The organism is Sphingobium salicis subsp. salicis (genome assembly GCF_049472635.1).
In the GTDB taxonomy this organism is placed as follows: Bacteria; Pseudomonadota; Alphaproteobacteria; order Sphingomonadales; family Sphingomonadaceae; genus Sphingobium; species Sphingobium yanoikuyae_A.
In genome coordinates, this window is record NZ_JAYRCS010000001.1 from 689,198 (window position 1) to 703,485 (window position 14,288).

Sequence of the window (14,288 nt, forward strand, 5' to 3'; positions counted from 1 at the left end):
CCTTCGTCATTGCGAGCGGAGCGGGCCGAAGGCGGGCAGCGCCCAACCAATCCATGGATCGCCGCGCTTCGCTCGCGATGACGAGCGGGTGGCCGTTTAAGCCACCCCCTCCAGCTTGTCCTGCGTCCTGGTCGCAAAGTCGCCGGCGTCATGCCGCTCGTGCAGCTGATCCTCCAGCGGCCCGTTGGTCTTGTTGACGATCCGCCCGCGCTTCACCGCCGGGCGCGCATCGATCTGGTTTGCCCAGCGCAGCACATGGGTATAGCTGCCCGCGTCCAGAAATTCCGCCGCGCCATAGACCCGGTTCAGCAGCACGCCCGCATACCAGGGCCACACCGCAATATCGGCGATCGAATATTCGTCGCCCGCCAGATAGTCATTCTCCGCCAGATGCTGGTCCAGCACGTCCAGCTGCCGCTTCACTTCCATCGTGTAGCGGTTGATCGGATATTCGTATTTTTCCGGCGCATAGGCGAAGAAATGGCCAAAGCCGCCGCCCAGGATCGGCGCGCTGCCCATCTGCCAGAACAACCAGCTCAGCGCCGCGGTGCGCTTGGCCGGGTCGGTCGGCAGGAATTTGCCGAACTTTTCGGCCAGGTAGAGCAGGATCGCGCCGGATTCGAACACGCGCTGCGGCGGCGACACGCTATGGTCCATCAGCGCGGGAATCTTGCTGTTGGGATTGACCTCGACAAAGCCGCTGCCGAACTGGTCGCCATCGCCGATGCGGATCAGCCAGGCATCATATTCGGCCTGCGTGACGCCCGCCTCCAGCAACTCCTCCAGCAGGATCGTCACCTTCTGCCCATTGGGCGTGCCCAGCGAATAGAGCTGGAGCGGATGCGGGCCGACCGGCAATGGCTTGTCATGGGTCGCACCGGCGATCGGCCGGTTGATATTGGCAAAGGCGCCGCCCTTGTCCTTGTCCCAAATCCAGACGGCGGGCGGGGTATAGCTGTCGGTCATGCGGGCATCGCTCCGATAAATCTCTGATGCCCGGCAGGTAGGAACGGCGTTCGCCCGCCGCAACCGAGCGCCGCTCAACCCCTGTTGATTATTTCTGCTATTCCGCTGCCTGCGTCCGCACCACCAGCACGCTGACCGGCGACTGGTGGATGATCGCCGACGCATTGGACCCCAGCAACTTGGATGTGAGCGAGGGCTGGTGCGATCCGATCACCACCAGGTCGGCCTTCAGCCGCGCCGCTTCGCTCAGCACCTCGTCGCGCACCCGCCCGCGTCGGGTCAGGAAATGGGTGCGATCGGGCGCCAGCCCGGCCTCGCTCGCCCATGTCTTCATCGCCGCCAGCGCATGGCGCTCCTCATTCTCGTCGAAACCGCCGTCCAGCAGTTCGGAATAGCGGGTCGGCAGATAATAGCGGACATAGAGAAGATGGACGACGCCCTGGTTCCCCGCCACATCGGCCGCGCCGGCAATGGCGGCACGGGCGAGGTCAGGGGCGTTGACATCGACGGCGGCGACGATCGTGGCATAGGACATGGCGCTCTCCTCTTATCGCTTATGCGCCGTCCAACCCGTGACGCGCGCGCGGGATGCCCCAGCCATCAAAGATTCCCGACGCGACATGAATAAGGACATGCCGCAATCGCCGGGCAATGGGGGAGGGGGCAGGCGCGGTCATTCCCTCATCGTCATGCCAGCGAAGGCTGGGGTGACGGATTTGGGTGGGGAGCGGACAGTCCGATCATGGTCGTTTGCAGACCGACCGAATTTATTCACGCGACCTAGCGAACGTCGGTGCATGTGATCGCTTAACGACTATGACCCTGTCAGATACCCGGCGATGAAGCCGCCGCTTCCAGTCGCCCCGACTTTCATCGCGACGTGGAAAAATGAAAGTGCCCAGTCTGCGGTTTCCGTGGCTTCCTTCGTGCCCGTCGCAAAACCATATACCTTTTTGAGCGCGACGCCGATTTTCTGAAGCATCGCCCCCGCATCAGGATTGGAAATAGGATCTAATCCACGTTCAAGGGCAAAATATGCCATGATAACATCTTTAAGAGACTCAACTGAATAACCCCAACCAAGCTACTCTAATCGTTCAAGTCGGAAGAGAAATTCTCGCAGTCCATCAATAAGGCATTCACGAATGAAGTCTCTTTCCGAGAGTTGATGCTCATCCAGCCAGTCCAGTAATTCATTAACAATGCCCGCGATCTCTGTCCGCTCATCACTACTAAGTGCGGGATAAGAATGATCTCGGCTAATCACAGCGGATAGCATCCTGATCGGACTGCTATGTGCAGTGCTCACCCTTGCGAACCCCTGATCCTTCCACGGATGACCAAGGGCCGTTCTGTCAAAGGCGGAACGGATGGTTGAAAGATGACTCTTTGCGCCCGCTAGAACGGGCTCGCTAATCTTCTCGTTGACCAGCAGGCGCTCCAACTGCGCCGTTCGATTTGTGATGCTGAACACGAGTTGGAAAAATTCTGCGGACCATTTTTCGACGCCAAAGTTCTGCGCAAGGAATTCATCGCCGCGTGTCGTTACTTGGGAATACAGGCGATCACAAAGGTCAGCCAGTTCCAACGCCATGTCTGTCTTTTGATTCACGTTCGCCCCGCTTCGTTCTTGCCCTCAACATGTTGGCGCTTTGTTCCTATCGGGGCAAGCCGTTTAGCCATTTCGAGCGAACCACGCCTGATCCAGCGGTATGGATCGCCCCAACGCTGGAAAGCTCTTCCTCGCGCCGATCTAGGTTTGTCGGCACAATGCCCCGTACGGCAAGTCCGTATATGGTCGTTAGCCGCCAAAACCCAACATCGTCATTGCGAGCGTAGCGAAGCAATCCATCTCGCGCCGGTGAATTGCTTCGCTACGCTCGCAATGACGGGAGATGCTCGCTTCGCGCCACCCTGTCCTACATGCCCGATTTCTGATCTACCCTGCGCGATGGACCAGCGCCTTTCTTCGCATCGCCGCCTCTGCCTCGCCTGTAGCCTCATCGATGCGCGGCAGGCGCCTATGTGCCGCGTCGCCGCCGCCCCGCCGCTGCATGACGGGCGCGTGCCACCGACCCGCGCCCCCATACCCCCGACGCGCGACAGGCGCGTAGCCGACGCGTTCCCGGCGCGTTGGCGGTGCAAAGACCCCGGAAACCCCGTTTACACTGTGAACTTCGACAGGCGCGTGGCCCTGTGCTGTTACCCGTCCTGCCACCTGTCGCGTCGCAATCCCCGTGCGGTCCGTCGCGCCCGGCATGACGGGGCAGGGGGATTGCGCTATGGCCCGCACGCCGGTCCGATCGATCCCCGATCCATCGTGACGGCGAAAATTTTTATCCCGTCCCGCCCTTGACCGGCGAAACGACTTTTCCATATGCATGCCGCTAGCACTCTCCATCCGCGAGTGCTAACAATGAGAGAGTTCATCGGGAGAAGGACAAGGCGGGGCACAATATCGCACGGGGATATTCCTCTTGCGGGCCGCGCCGGACCCATCCCAGCACAAAGGGAAAGGCAATCATCATGGCATTCCGTCCGTTGCATGACCGCGTTCTCGTTCGCCGCATTGAAGCGGAAGCGAAGACGGCCGGTGGCATCATCATCCCCGACACCGCCAAGGAAAAGCCGCAGGAAGGCGAAATCGTCTCCGTCGGTTCGGGTTCGAAGGCCGAAGACGGCAAGGTCACTCCGCTGGACGTCAAGGCCGGCGATCGCGTGCTGTTCGGCAAGTGGTCGGGCACCGAAGTCAAGGTCGACGGTGAAGACCTGCTCATCATGAAGGAATCGGATATTCTGGGTATTGTCGCCTAAGCGACCCGCAGAATTTCGGTTTTCCATTTTTCCCTATTTTTCAAAGGAATTAGATCATGGCAGCGAAGGACGTAAAGTTTTCGCGTGACGCTCGTGAGCGCATCCTGCGCGGCGTCGACATCCTGGCCGACGCGGTCAAGGTGACCCTGGGCCCGAAGGGCCGCAACGTCGTCATCGACAAGAGCTTCGGCGCCCCCCGCATCACCAAGGACGGCGTCAGCGTCGCCAAGGAAATCGAACTGAAGGACAAGTTCGAGAATATGGGTGCCCAGATGGTCCGCGAAGTCGCTTCGAAGACCAACGACATCGCCGGTGACGGCACCACCACCGCGACCGTCCTGGCCCAGGCCATCGTGCGCGAAGGCATGAAGTCGGTTGCCGCCGGCATGAACCCGATGGACCTGAAGCGCGGCATCGATCTCGCCGTCGCCAAGGTTGTCGAGGACATCCAGTCGCGTTCGAAGCCGGTTGCCGGTTCGGCCGAAGTGGCCCAGGTCGGCATCATCTCGGCCAATGGCGACAAGGAAGTCGGCGAGAAGATCGCCGAAGCCATGGAAAAGGTCGGCAAGGAAGGCGTCATCACCGTGGAAGAGGCCAAGGGTCTCGACTTCGAGCTGGACGTTGTCGAAGGCATGCAGTTCGACCGCGGCTACCTGTCGCCCTACTTCATCACCAACCCGGAAAAGATGGCTGTCGAGCTGGCTGATCCGTACATCCTGATCCACGAGAAGAAGCTCTCGAATCTGCAGTCGATCCTGCCGATCCTGGAAGCCGTGGTTCAGTCGGGCCGTCCGCTCCTCATCATCGCCGAGGACATCGAAGGCGAAGCGCTGGCGACCCTGGTCGTCAACAAGCTGCGCGGCGGCCTGAAGGTTGCTGCGGTCAAGGCACCGGGCTTCGGCGACCGCCGCAAGGCCATGCTGGAAGACATCGCCGTCCTGACCAAGGGCGAAGTGATCTCGGAAGACCTGGGCATCAAGCTCGAAAACGTCACCCTGGGCATGCTGGGCACCGCCAAGCGCGTCACCATCGACAAGGACAACACCACCATCGTCGATGGCGCCGGTGATGCCGACTCGATCAAGGGCCGTACCGAGCAGATCCGTGCGCAGATCGAAGTCACCACTTCGGACTATGACCGTGAAAAGCTGCAGGAACGCCTGGCCAAGCTGGCTGGCGGCGTTGCCGTCATCAAGGTTGGCGGTGCGACCGAAGTCGAAGTCAAGGAGCGCAAGGATCGCGTCGACGACGCCCTGCACGCGACCCGCGCTGCCGTCGAAGAAGGCATCGTCCCCGGTGGCGGCACCGCGCTGCTCTACGCGACCAAGGTTCTCGAAGGCGTCGCTGGCGCCAATGACGACCAGACCCGCGGTATCGACATCGTTCGCAAGTCGCTGACGGCGCTGGTTCGCCAGATCGCCGCCAACGCCGGCCATGACGGTGCCGTCGTCTCGGGCAAGCTGCTCGACCAGACCGACACCTCGTTCGGCTTCAACGCGTCGACCGACACCTATGAAAACCTGGTTGCCGCCGGCGTCATCGACCCGACCAAGGTCGTGCGCACCGCGCTCCAGAACGCTGCCTCGGTCGCTGGTCTGCTGATCACCACCGAAGCCGCGGTTTCGGAACTGCCCGAAGACAAGCCCGCCATGCCCGCAATGCCGGGTGGCATGGGCGGCATGGGCGGCATGGACTTCTAATTCGGTCGCGACCGAAACGAAGTTCTCGCTCACGCGACAAGAAAGGGGCCGGTGGAGCAATCCACCGGCCTTTTTCGTGCCTGTCGTTTCTGCTGTCCTACAGCCTGCTTCCGGCCCCATATGACGGTGCCTTGGCCGGGGAGGAGTAGGGGGATATTGTTGATCGGGCAGCGGAATTGATCTGCTTTGGTGGGCATCTGGTTTACCAAATCTCAAGGCTGATCCGCCACTATGCTGGCACGTGTCACGCCTCGTCCGCCATCTGTGCGCAGTCCTGCGCGCGCGCTTTGCGCCCCGTACCCAGCAGAATGCTGAGGTGCAGGATAGCCTCGTCAAGGCGCTTTATGCCTCCCCGGCATCGCTGCTTTCTGGCGCGATTTCAGGAGGTTCGCTTAGTATCGTGATCGCCTGGCAGGCCCATGTCCTGACCATGCACATCATCGCTGCGCTGGTCCTGATCGTGGGAATCAGTCGCTCCATTTCGGCCGTCTATTTCCAGCGCGCGCTGGCGCATCAGGATGGTCCGGCGCGTCCGATCTGGGGAATCGCCTATGAAATGGGCGCCTGGATCTATGCCGCGCTGCTCGGGCTTCAGTCGCTTGCGACCCTGACGATCAGCCAGAATGCGACCCTGCATGTGCTGGCCGTCGGCATGGTCGCCTCCTATGCGGGCGGCATTTCCGGCCGCAATGCCGGCCGGGTCCATGTCGCGGTCGGCCAGACCTGCTTCACCATGCTGCCGACCTCCATCGGCCTGCTGATCGCCGGTGGCGTCGGCTATGTCGTCCTTGGCGTGCTCTGCTTCCTGATGATCTTCGCCATGGCGGAAATCACCAAGACCACGCACCGCATCGTGCTGGAAGCGATGCAAGGCAAGCAGGAGAAGAGCAACCTCGCGATCAAGTTCGAGCGGCTGGCCCGCTATGACAGCCTGACCGGCGTGGAAAACCGCATGGCGATGCAGATGCGGCTGCGCGACCTGTTCGACAATCGCATTTCCGATGCGGATCAGACCGCCGTCCTGTGGATGGACCTCGACCGGTTCAAGGAAATCAACGACACGCTGGGCCATATCGTCGGCGACCAGCTACTGTGCCAGGTGGCCGAACGGCTGACCCGTGCGCTCGACCGGCGCGGCCATGTCGCGCGTTTCGGCGGCGACGAGTTCGTGCTGATCTGTCCTGGCGTCAGCCGCATCCAGGCCGAAGTGATCGCGGGCGACATCACCCGCATTCTTGCCGGCGATTTCGAAGTTGGCGGTCATCACCTGACCATTTCCGCCTCGATGGGCATTGCCGTCGCACCGGAAGATGGCGCAGATGGCGACGAACTGCTGCAGCATGCCGATCTGGCGCTCTACAAGGCCAAACATGCCGGCCGAAACCGCCATGCCCAGTTCGACTGGACCATGAAGGAGCGGCAGAACCGCACCTATGAGCTGGAGACCGGGCTGCGCAGCGCGCTCGCCAATGGCGAGCTGCAACTTCATTATCAGCCGATCTTCGATACCGAGACTGGCCGGATCACCATCTGCGAGGCGCTGATGCGCTGGCAGCATCCCGAACTGGGCTGGATTTCCCCGGCCGAGTTCATCCCGATCGCCGAAAGCTCGGCACTGATCGAGCCGATGACCAACTGGGCGCTGGCCCAGGCGTGCCGCGACGCGATGGGCTGGGACGAGGATATCCGGGTCGCGGTCAATATCTCTCCCGCGCTCATCAAGACCGACGGCCTGCCGCGCGCGGTCATTTCCGCTTTGCTCCAGTCGGGGCTCAAGGCGCGCCGGCTGGAACTGGAAGTCACCGAATCCATCTTCCTGGAAGATGATCGCCGCACCCATCTGATCCTCAGCGAATTGCGCCGCATCGGCCTGCGCCTGGCGCTCGACGATTTCGGCACCGGCTATTCCTCGCTGGGCGCGCTGCGCACCCATGAGTTCGACACGATCAAGGTCGATCAGAGCTTCATGCGCGGCGTCGGCGAAAATCCCCGCGACCGCGCCATCGCCCAGTCCGTCGCCTATCTGGCCCGCGCGCTGGAGGTGGAGACGGTGGCCGAGGGGATCGAGACCGAGGAACAGTTGCGCTACGCCCGCGAAACCGGCTTCACCAACGTCCAGGGCTTCGTCCTCAGCCGTCCGGTCCCGATCGGCGAGTTGCAGGCCCTGCTCAACCGCAACAGGGCCGATATCCATGACATGGCGGCGCTGATCCGCCAGCGCCGCCTGGCCTGATCCTTATTTGGTCAGCCGCGTCTGGGCCGACGCCAGCCGGCGCATCATGCGGATATCCTTGAGGTCGGTCTTGAGCGCCGAAGCGGCCCAATTCTCGACAATATCCTTCAGTTCGTCATGGTGCAGCGGATCGACCCGGCGCCCGGCTTCATAGACGCCGACATGGCCGGCATGATGCGGGCGATTGCGGGCGACGAAATCGCGCACCGCCGCTTCCCCCTCGCCATCCTCCACCAGCGTATGGACGATGCCCATGTCGAACATCTCTTCCGCGGTGAAGACCTTGCCCGACAGGATCATGCGCTCGGCCGCCAGCCGGCCCAGCTTGCGCGACAGGATCGAATAGGCGCCCATGCCGGGGAACAGGCCGAACAGCATTTCGGGCAGGCCGAAACGGGCGCTGCGCTCGGCGATCACCACGTCGAAACAGAGCAGCGCCTCGAACCCGCCACCCAACGCATCGCCCTGCGCCAGCGCGATCGATACCACCGGCATGTCGCCATTGCGCCAGGTGCGATGGACCACGTCGATGCAGGCATGGCCATATTGGACCAGACCGGGCAGGTCGCCGCGCTCGATGCAGCCGGCGAACAGTTCCAGGTCGCCGCCCAGATTGAACACGCCGGGGAAGCGGGAGCCGGCGACCATATATTTGACCGGCAATTGGCCGGCATCGAACAGCCGCTTGGTCTCGGCATACCAGTAGCGGACGTCGCGCAGCATGGTCATGCTGAAATTGGGTCGATTGGCCGGCGTCATGAACGCCCAGAGTGTTTCGGATTCGGCCTCCCACTGCACGTCGATCTGGCCCAGGTCGAACAGTTGGGAAGGGGCGGGGGATGACGTTACGGCATCCTCGCCAAAGCTTTCGATCTCGAATGCCGCTTCGACCTCGGTCGCGCGCTCGTCAGCTGCACTAAAGCGTCCTGAATCAATCATGTGCGCCCCATTTTTCTCTTGAATCTGAACCTTCGACGGTCGGCGCTTATGATGCAGTGCGGGACAAATAGTTGACAGATCATTAACCATTTTTATCCGCAACTGTTGCCCGGAAAGCGCGGTAAATGCGCCGAAATGGAGATTGTTGTTGCGATATCGCAACAGAAATTTTCGTTTCGCCTTTTCAGCCCGTCTGCTCAGCCCTTTGTTAACCATTGTTAATTAGAGCGGTCGCATGGACATGCATCGCCTTCCGGCCCGCAAGAATGTGACACTCACGCTACAGGATGCGCAGGGCCAGCCCTGGACCTTGCGCCTGTCCACCGATTGTCTGCGCTTCATCGGCCGCTATCGCCGGGTCGAGGGGTTCGACATTGACGCGATGACCCTGTTCGACGGCGTCCGCCGGGCGGGCTGAAACGGCGGTCAGGCCGCGCTGCTCTTGTGCGCGCGGGCGTTCGCTCCTAGAGCGCGGCGATGACCAAGTCCCGCTTTTCCTTCTCGATCGCCGCCACCGACGGCAAGGCCCGCACCGGCACGATCCAGATGCGTCGCGGCGAGATCCGCACGCCCGCCTTCATGCCGGTCGGCACCGCCGCCACCGTCAAGGCGATGCGCCCGGCCGAAGTGCGCGCCACCGGTGCCGACATCATCCTGGGCAACACCTATCATCTGATGCTGCGCCCCGGCGCCGAACGCATGGCACGGCTGGGCGGCCTGCACGGCTTCATGGGCTGGGACCGGCCGATCTTGACCGACAGCGGCGGCTATCAGGTGATGAGCCTCAGCGCCCTTACCAAGATGAGCGAGGAGGGGGTCGCCTTCTCCAGCCATCTCGACGGCTCCAAGCATATGCTCAGCCCCGAGCGCTCGATGGAGATCCAGCGGCTGCTCGACAGCGACATCGTCATGGCCTTTGACGAATGCACCAAGAATGGCTGCACCCATGACGAGGCCGCCAAGTCGATGGAGCGATCGATGCGCTGGGCCAAGCGCTCGCGCGACGGTTTCGATGCGGGCGGCGACCATGCCGATCGCGCGGCCCTGTTCGGCATCCAGCAGGGCTCGCTCGACGAAGGGCTGCGCAAGATTTCGGCGGAAAAGCTGATCGAGATCGGCTTTGACGGCTATGCCGTGGGCGGCCTTGCGGTGGGCGAGGGGCAGGAGGCGATGTTCGCCACGCTCGACTTCGCGCCCGACATGCTGCCGCAGGACAAGCCGCGCTACCTGATGGGCGTGGGCAAGCCCGACGACATCGTCGGCGCCGTGGAGCGCGGCATCGACATGTTCGATTGCGTGCTGCCGACCCGGTCGGGCCGCAATGGCCAGGCCTTCACCTGGGCCGGCCCGCTCAACATCCGCAACGCCAAGTTCAACGAGGATCTGGGCCCGCTCGATCCGCGTTGCGGCTGCCCGGTCTGCGCGACCTGGAGCCGCGCCTATCTCCATCATCTGGTGAAGTCGGGCGAGATGCTGGGCGCGATGCTGATGACCCAGCATAACATCCACTTCTATCAGGAACTGATGCAGGGCCTGCGCGACAATATCGCGGCCGGCACATTGTCGACCTTCACGGCCGATTTCCGCCGCGACTATCAGCGGGTCTGACGCCTGTTCAGGGAATGACGCTGATCGCGATGCTGTAGCAGCCCGCTTCGGCATCATGATCGAGCGGGGAGCGGAGCTGGCGCGACAGGCCGGTCAGCACCCGGCCATAACGTTCGTTCAGCAATAAAGTCATTTCCGGCCCGGCGCGCAGCGCGGGCGACGCCATCTGCAACAGGGCGCGGTCGTTACGATCGGCCTCCAGATGCACCGAGATTCGCATCGTCGCACGCGGATCGGACAGCATCGCCAGTTCGACAAGTTCGGTCACCAGGAAGGCGACCGGAACGGCGACATCCTGGCTGATGTGCAGATCATCGTCGCTGTCGATCTGGATGCCGAAACGACGCGCCTCATGCGGGGCAGTGCCGCGCAGGCTGGCGGACAATTCGCTAATCAGCGGGCGCACGCCGACGCCGCGATTGTCCTCCAGTTCGGCAAAATGGTTGCGATGGACGACCGACAGGGCATCGACCCGGCGCTGGATCGATCCATAGGCCGAAACCGCTTCGGGCTCATGCGCCGACCGGGCGTGCAGGCTGATCAGGCTGGCGATGATCTGCAGGTTGTTCTTGACCCGATGATGCACCTCGCGCGTCAGCTTGCGCTGGGTGTCGAGCGCCGCGGCCATTTCCGCCTCATGGGTGGCGACATCCTCACTGATCTCGCGAAAGGTATCGCCCAGGTCGCTGATCTCGTGCGCGGGGGTGCGGATGCGCCGCAACGGCTCCAGCACTTCGCCGGGCTGATAGGCGGCGACCTGCCGCCGCAGCAGCACCAGCGGGCGGATCAGCAGCCGATTGACCACGAACCAGCCGATCGCGGCGGCCGCGAACCACATCACCAGCGGCAGGAACAGCGACAGCAGCCGGGCGATCGTCGCGGGCGGCTCGCGCACCGTCATGGTCAGCAATATGTCGGGCGGATCGAGCCGGGCGGACAGGCTGCTGCTATGGCCGTCGATCCGGCTGCCGGGGCGGCTGACGATCATCTGCCGCTCGCCCTGGCGCAGGCTCAGTTGCCGGTTCTGCAGCGCGGTGGCCGGATCGGCGACGCTTTCGAGATGCGGCCGCGAATAATAGGCCAGCGCCGCGACGCGATTATCATGGCTGTGGGTGCGCGACAGCAGGAAGTCGCCGGACGACAGCAGTTCGACGCGCGGACCGATGAAGCGGCGCGTGGGCGGAATGCCGACCGGCTCCGGCGTGGCCGATCCGCACAGCTTCTTGCCCGATCGGTCATAAATATAGAATCGGATGCCGCTGCGGTCCTGCGCGGTAAGGAAGAAGGAGAGGCGATTGCAGATTTCGCCGTCCGCCTTGCCATCGGCCAGCGCGTTGACGGTCAGGCCCAGCGCGGTGCGATCGGCGTTGAGATCGGCGGTCATCTTGCGCGCGCTCTGCGTCACGGCGACGCGCAGCAGCGCTTCCTTCTCCAGATCGGCGGTGCGAATCGCCTGCAGCGACGCCACCAGCGCGATCAGCCCCAGCGGTAGCAGCGCGAGCGTCAGGATGAGGAACATCTTGACGCCGGTGGACCGGAGATAGACGCCGAACATGGTCATGGGGGATCGAGAGGGTCCTTGTATGGGCGGCAGGGAAATGCCGCCCCGACCAGCGTTGATCAGTCCAGTTTGCTGAGCAGGTCCAGCATTTCGACGGGAATATCTTCGTCGACCGTGCGCTGATAGACGGACTTGAGCACCTGGGACACTTGGGCCTCGTCCTTTTTCGCGGCCGTGCGGCGCTTGCGTGGTTCGGGCGCAGTCTTCATGTCGCGGTCGCGGATGGTCGTGCCGACGTCAATATCCCCTCCCATCCTGTCCCGTTCCGTTGTTGAAGAAACCAAAATCAGCCCCTTTGAAGCTAAATCCGTGACGCCAGCCTGTCCGCTATTTCGCCGCAACGCATAGCGGCGTCAATTCACCAAGCTGGGCAAATTTCACCAAAAAGCCGTTACCGTCGAAAAAACCGAACGAGAGTGAAACAAATCTTGGTGTCGATGGTTCCGGCATTCGAAGCATTTTTTGCACCGTCGGTCATTCGGCGGCAGGGGGAGAGGGGCTTGCCAGCGCGGCATCGTCATCCCATCCTCCGGCGGAGCCGATGTTTCGGACAACAGGCCCGACAGGGCAGGGAGAAGACTTACCGATGTCGCTTGGACAGCAACTGCACCCCCATCTTCCTTTCTTGCGGCGCTACGCGCGCGCGCTGACGGGCAGCCAGACTCATGGCGACGCCTATGTCCGCGCCACGCTCGAAGCGATCGTCGCTGCGCCAGAAGAATTTCCCAGCGGTGTCGATCCTCGCCTCGGCCTCTACAAGACCTTCCATGCGATCTGGTCGTCCTCGCATCTGGATGACGAGCCCGGCTTCTCGGGTTCGATCGGGCAGGAGGCGATCGCCCATGCCCGCCTGGCCCGGCTGACCCCGCTGCCGCGCCAGGCGCTGCTGCTGACCGCGCTCGAAGGCTTCACCACGGAAGATGCCGGCTATCTGATCGGCCTCGACACCGCCGATGTCGAAGCCCTGGTCGAGGAAGCGCTGGAGGAGATCGAGGCGCAGACCCGTGCCAAGGTTCTCATCATCGAAGATGAGCCGATCATCGCCATGGATATCGAGACGATCGTGCGCGACCTTGGCCATGACGTGACCGCCATTGCCGTTACCCGCGAGGATGCGGTGCGCGAGGCGCTGGCGGAGCGGCCCGGCCTGGTGCTGGCCGATATCCAACTGGCCGACGATTCGAGCGGCATCGACGCGGTGAAGGATATTCTCGCCGAATTCTCGGTGCCGGTGATCTTCATCACCGCCTTCCCCGAACGGCTGCTGACCGGCGAACGGCCCGAGCCGACCTTCCTCATCACCAAGCCGTTCCAGCGCTCGACGGTCAAGGCCGCGATCTCGCAGGCGCTCTTCTTCGACGAAGCGACCGCCCCGGCCTGACCTGTCTTCCCGCCGGCCGATCCTTTGTGACGGTCGGCGGAACCCTCCCGGCTTTAACGCGTTAAATATGCGTAACGATTCGGAGAGGGCCGATGGCCGACGAGGAGCAGCATATCTCGACGCAGGACGCACGGGGCGGCGCCACGCCGCACGTCGTTCGCTATGTGCTGGGCATTTCGCTCGCACTGGCCGTGATCGTGATGCTGCTGGTTCTCTGGCGGTAAGGCAGTGGAAAAAAATGGGCGTTTCTAGGGGTATCTTGGGAATTGGCCTTTGGCGGTAATCGAACTAGGGTGCGGATGCATATATGGCTTTGACGACTTCGGTTCATGCAGCGAGGGCGACAGTCGAAACGGGGGTTGCTGCCGTGGATGAAGGGCTGAACCAGGCGCCGCGCGAGGCACTGTCGGACGGTGAGTTCAAGCGGGAACTGGCCGCGGTCATTCCGCATCTGCGCGCCTTCGGGCGATCCCTGTCGGGCAATCGCGACACCGCCGACGATCTTGTCCAGGAAACCCTGCTCAAGGCCTGGGCCGCCCGTGCCCGCTTCCAGGCCGGCACCAACATGCGCGCCTGGACCTTCATCATCCTGCGCAACCATTATCTCTCGCAGATGCGCCGCTCGCGCTTCCGTGGCGATTGGGACGACCTGACCGCCGACCGGCTGCTTGCCGCGCCCGCGGGCCAGGACAAGCATGTCGAACTCAGCGACATGCAGCGCGCCCTGCTGCAATTGCCCCAGCCCCAGCGCGAGGCGCTGATCCTCGTCGGCGCGGGGGGCTTTGCCTATGAGGAAGCGGCGGAGATCTGCGGCGTTGCGGTCGGTACGATCAAGAGCCGCGTGGCCCGCGGTCGCGCCGCGCTCGAGCAGATTTTGGAGGAGGGCGCGCTGCCCTCGCGCCGGACGCAGGAAACGACCGACACGGCGGTGCTGGACGAGATTATGGACGATGTCGATCGCCTGAGCCGTGGCCGCATTTCCGACAATCTGGTCGACCATGGTGCCGCCGACGACGATGGCGATGACGACATGGGTGGCAAGACCGCCGAGGATTGAGGGCGGGATGCCATTGCCCTGGCGTGATC

The 14,288-nt window shown here is 62.9% G+C and carries 15 protein-coding genes; 8 read left to right on the plus strand and 7 right to left on the minus strand.

Features of this window, described 5'->3' with window-relative positions; all coding sequences use genetic code 11:
* Positions 1–96: 96 nt before the first annotated feature.
* The 4 genes from yghU to VHN57_RS03475 form a co-directional block, all read right to left on the minus strand.
* Complete coding sequence (gene yghU / locus VHN57_RS03460; protein WP_278984475.1) at positions 97–966, minus strand: glutathione-dependent disulfide-bond oxidoreductase; 870 nt, start codon at positions 964–966, stop codon at positions 97–99.
* A gap of 97 nt (positions 967–1,063) precedes the next feature.
* On the minus strand, positions 1,064–1,501 hold the full coding sequence (locus VHN57_RS03465; RefSeq protein ID WP_278984473.1) for a universal stress protein: 438 nt from the start codon (positions 1,499–1,501) through the stop codon (positions 1,064–1,066).
* Positions 1,502–1,780: 279 nt separating this feature from the next.
* Complete coding sequence (locus tag VHN57_RS03470) at positions 1,781–2,008, minus strand: hypothetical protein (RefSeq protein ID WP_278984472.1); 228 nt, start codon at positions 2,006–2,008, stop codon at positions 1,781–1,783.
* Positions 2,009–2,050: 42 nt separating this feature from the next.
* Positions 2,051–2,560 carry a hypothetical protein gene (locus VHN57_RS03475; protein ID WP_278984470.1) on the minus strand — a complete coding sequence of 170 codons (510 nt, stop codon included), beginning with the start codon at positions 2,558–2,560 and terminating at the stop codon, positions 2,051–2,053.
* 932 nt (positions 2,561–3,492) lie between these two features.
* Between VHN57_RS03475 and groES the strand changes: the two genes are divergently transcribed.
* From groES to VHN57_RS03490, 3 genes are all read left to right on the plus strand, one after another.
* A complete protein-coding gene (gene groES / locus VHN57_RS03480; RefSeq protein ID WP_004211301.1) occupies positions 3,493–3,780 on the plus strand; it encodes a co-chaperone GroES in 288 nt (95 codons plus the stop codon).
* Between the two features lie 56 nt (positions 3,781–3,836).
* Positions 3,837–5,480, plus strand: coding sequence for a chaperonin GroEL (gene groL, locus VHN57_RS03485; RefSeq protein ID WP_004211302.1), 1,644 nt, complete (start codon positions 3,837–3,839; stop codon positions 5,478–5,480).
* Positions 5,481–5,721: 241 nt separating this feature from the next.
* Positions 5,722–7,713 (plus strand): putative bifunctional diguanylate cyclase/phosphodiesterase, encoded by a 1,992-nt coding sequence (locus tag VHN57_RS03490; RefSeq protein ID WP_278984468.1) that lies wholly within the window; start codon positions 5,722–5,724, stop codon positions 7,711–7,713.
* A 3-nt stretch (positions 7,714–7,716) separates the two neighbouring features.
* Here VHN57_RS03490 and VHN57_RS03495 read toward each other — a convergent pair whose 3' ends face one another.
* On the minus strand, positions 7,717–8,652 hold the full coding sequence (locus VHN57_RS03495; protein WP_004211306.1) for a crotonase/enoyl-CoA hydratase family protein: 936 nt from the start codon (positions 8,650–8,652) through the stop codon (positions 7,717–7,719).
* Between the two features lie 235 nt (positions 8,653–8,887).
* On the opposite strand from VHN57_RS03495, the gene VHN57_RS03500 reads away from it, so the two are divergent.
* A complete protein-coding gene (locus VHN57_RS03500; protein WP_004211308.1) occupies positions 8,888–9,070 on the plus strand; it encodes a hypothetical protein in 183 nt (60 codons plus the stop codon).
* 59 nt (positions 9,071–9,129) lie between these two features.
* Entirely contained in the window at positions 9,130–10,260 is a 1,131-nt protein-coding gene (gene tgt, locus VHN57_RS03505) for a tRNA guanosine(34) transglycosylase Tgt (RefSeq protein ID WP_278984465.1), read from the plus strand.
* Between the two features lie 7 nt (positions 10,261–10,267).
* On the opposite strand, the gene VHN57_RS03510 is transcribed toward tgt, so the two are convergent.
* The gene (locus VHN57_RS03510) at positions 10,268–11,821 is read right to left on the minus strand and encodes a sensor histidine kinase (protein WP_278984463.1); all 1,554 of its coding nucleotides are present in this window, start codon (positions 11,819–11,821) and stop codon (positions 10,268–10,270) included.
* Positions 11,822–11,880: 59 nt separating this feature from the next.
* A complete protein-coding gene (locus VHN57_RS03515; RefSeq protein ID WP_278984461.1) occupies positions 11,881–12,075 on the minus strand; it encodes a NepR family anti-sigma factor in 195 nt (64 codons plus the stop codon).
* Positions 12,076–12,407: 332 nt separating this feature from the next.
* Between VHN57_RS03515 and VHN57_RS03520 the strand changes: the two genes are divergently transcribed.
* The 3 genes from VHN57_RS03520 (at position 12,408) to VHN57_RS03530 (ending at position 14,259) form a co-directional block, all read left to right on the plus strand.
* The gene (locus VHN57_RS03520) at positions 12,408–13,202 is read left to right on the plus strand and encodes a response regulator (protein WP_004211315.1); all 795 of its coding nucleotides are present in this window, start codon (positions 12,408–12,410) and stop codon (positions 13,200–13,202) included.
* 92 nt (positions 13,203–13,294) lie between these two features.
* Positions 13,295–13,426: a hypothetical protein gene (locus VHN57_RS03525; RefSeq protein WP_004211316.1), complete on the plus strand. Its 132-nt coding sequence runs from the start codon at positions 13,295–13,297 to the stop codon at positions 13,424–13,426.
* Between the two features lie 83 nt (positions 13,427–13,509).
* Positions 13,510–14,259: a sigma-70 family RNA polymerase sigma factor gene (locus tag VHN57_RS03530; RefSeq protein ID WP_004211318.1), complete on the plus strand. Its 750-nt coding sequence runs from the start codon at positions 13,510–13,512 to the stop codon at positions 14,257–14,259.
* Positions 14,260–14,288: the final 29 nt, after the last annotated feature.

Excerpts from the sequence above, each read along its gene's own strand:
- VHN57_RS03520 (WP_004211315.1), top strand. The coding sequence starts at position 12,408 with ATGTCGCTTGGACAGCAACTGCACCCCCATCTTCCTTTCTTGCGGCGC.
- yghU (WP_278984475.1), bottom strand. The coding sequence starts at position 966 with ATGACCGACAGCTATACCCCGCCCGCCGTCTGGATTTGGGACAAGGAC.
- VHN57_RS03530 (WP_004211318.1), top strand. The coding sequence starts at position 13,510 with ATGGCTTTGACGACTTCGGTTCATGCAGCGAGGGCGACAGTCGAAACG.
- VHN57_RS03470 (WP_278984472.1), bottom strand. The coding sequence starts at position 2,008 with ATGGCATATTTTGCCCTTGAACGTGGATTAGATCCTATTTCCAATCCT.
- VHN57_RS03465 (WP_278984473.1), bottom strand. The coding sequence starts at position 1,501 with ATGTCCTATGCCACGATCGTCGCCGCCGTCGATGTCAACGCCCCTGAC.
- groL (WP_004211302.1), top strand. The coding sequence starts at position 3,837 with ATGGCAGCGAAGGACGTAAAGTTTTCGCGTGACGCTCGTGAGCGCATC.
- VHN57_RS03525 (WP_004211316.1), top strand. The coding sequence starts at position 13,295 with ATGGCCGACGAGGAGCAGCATATCTCGACGCAGGACGCACGGGGCGGC.
- tgt (WP_278984465.1), top strand. The coding sequence starts at position 9,130 with ATGACCAAGTCCCGCTTTTCCTTCTCGATCGCCGCCACCGACGGCAAG.
- groES (WP_004211301.1), top strand. The coding sequence starts at position 3,493 with ATGGCATTCCGTCCGTTGCATGACCGCGTTCTCGTTCGCCGCATTGAA.
- VHN57_RS03500 (WP_004211308.1), top strand. The coding sequence starts at position 8,888 with ATGGACATGCATCGCCTTCCGGCCCGCAAGAATGTGACACTCACGCTA.
- VHN57_RS03475 (WP_278984470.1), bottom strand. The coding sequence starts at position 2,560 with ATGGCGTTGGAACTGGCTGACCTTTGTGATCGCCTGTATTCCCAAGTA.
- VHN57_RS03495 (WP_004211306.1), bottom strand. The coding sequence starts at position 8,652 with ATGATTGATTCAGGACGCTTTAGTGCAGCTGACGAGCGCGCGACCGAG.
- VHN57_RS03510 (WP_278984463.1), bottom strand. The coding sequence starts at position 11,821 with ATGACCATGTTCGGCGTCTATCTCCGGTCCACCGGCGTCAAGATGTTC.
- VHN57_RS03515 (WP_278984461.1), bottom strand. The coding sequence starts at position 12,075 with ATGGGAGGGGATATTGACGTCGGCACGACCATCCGCGACCGCGACATG.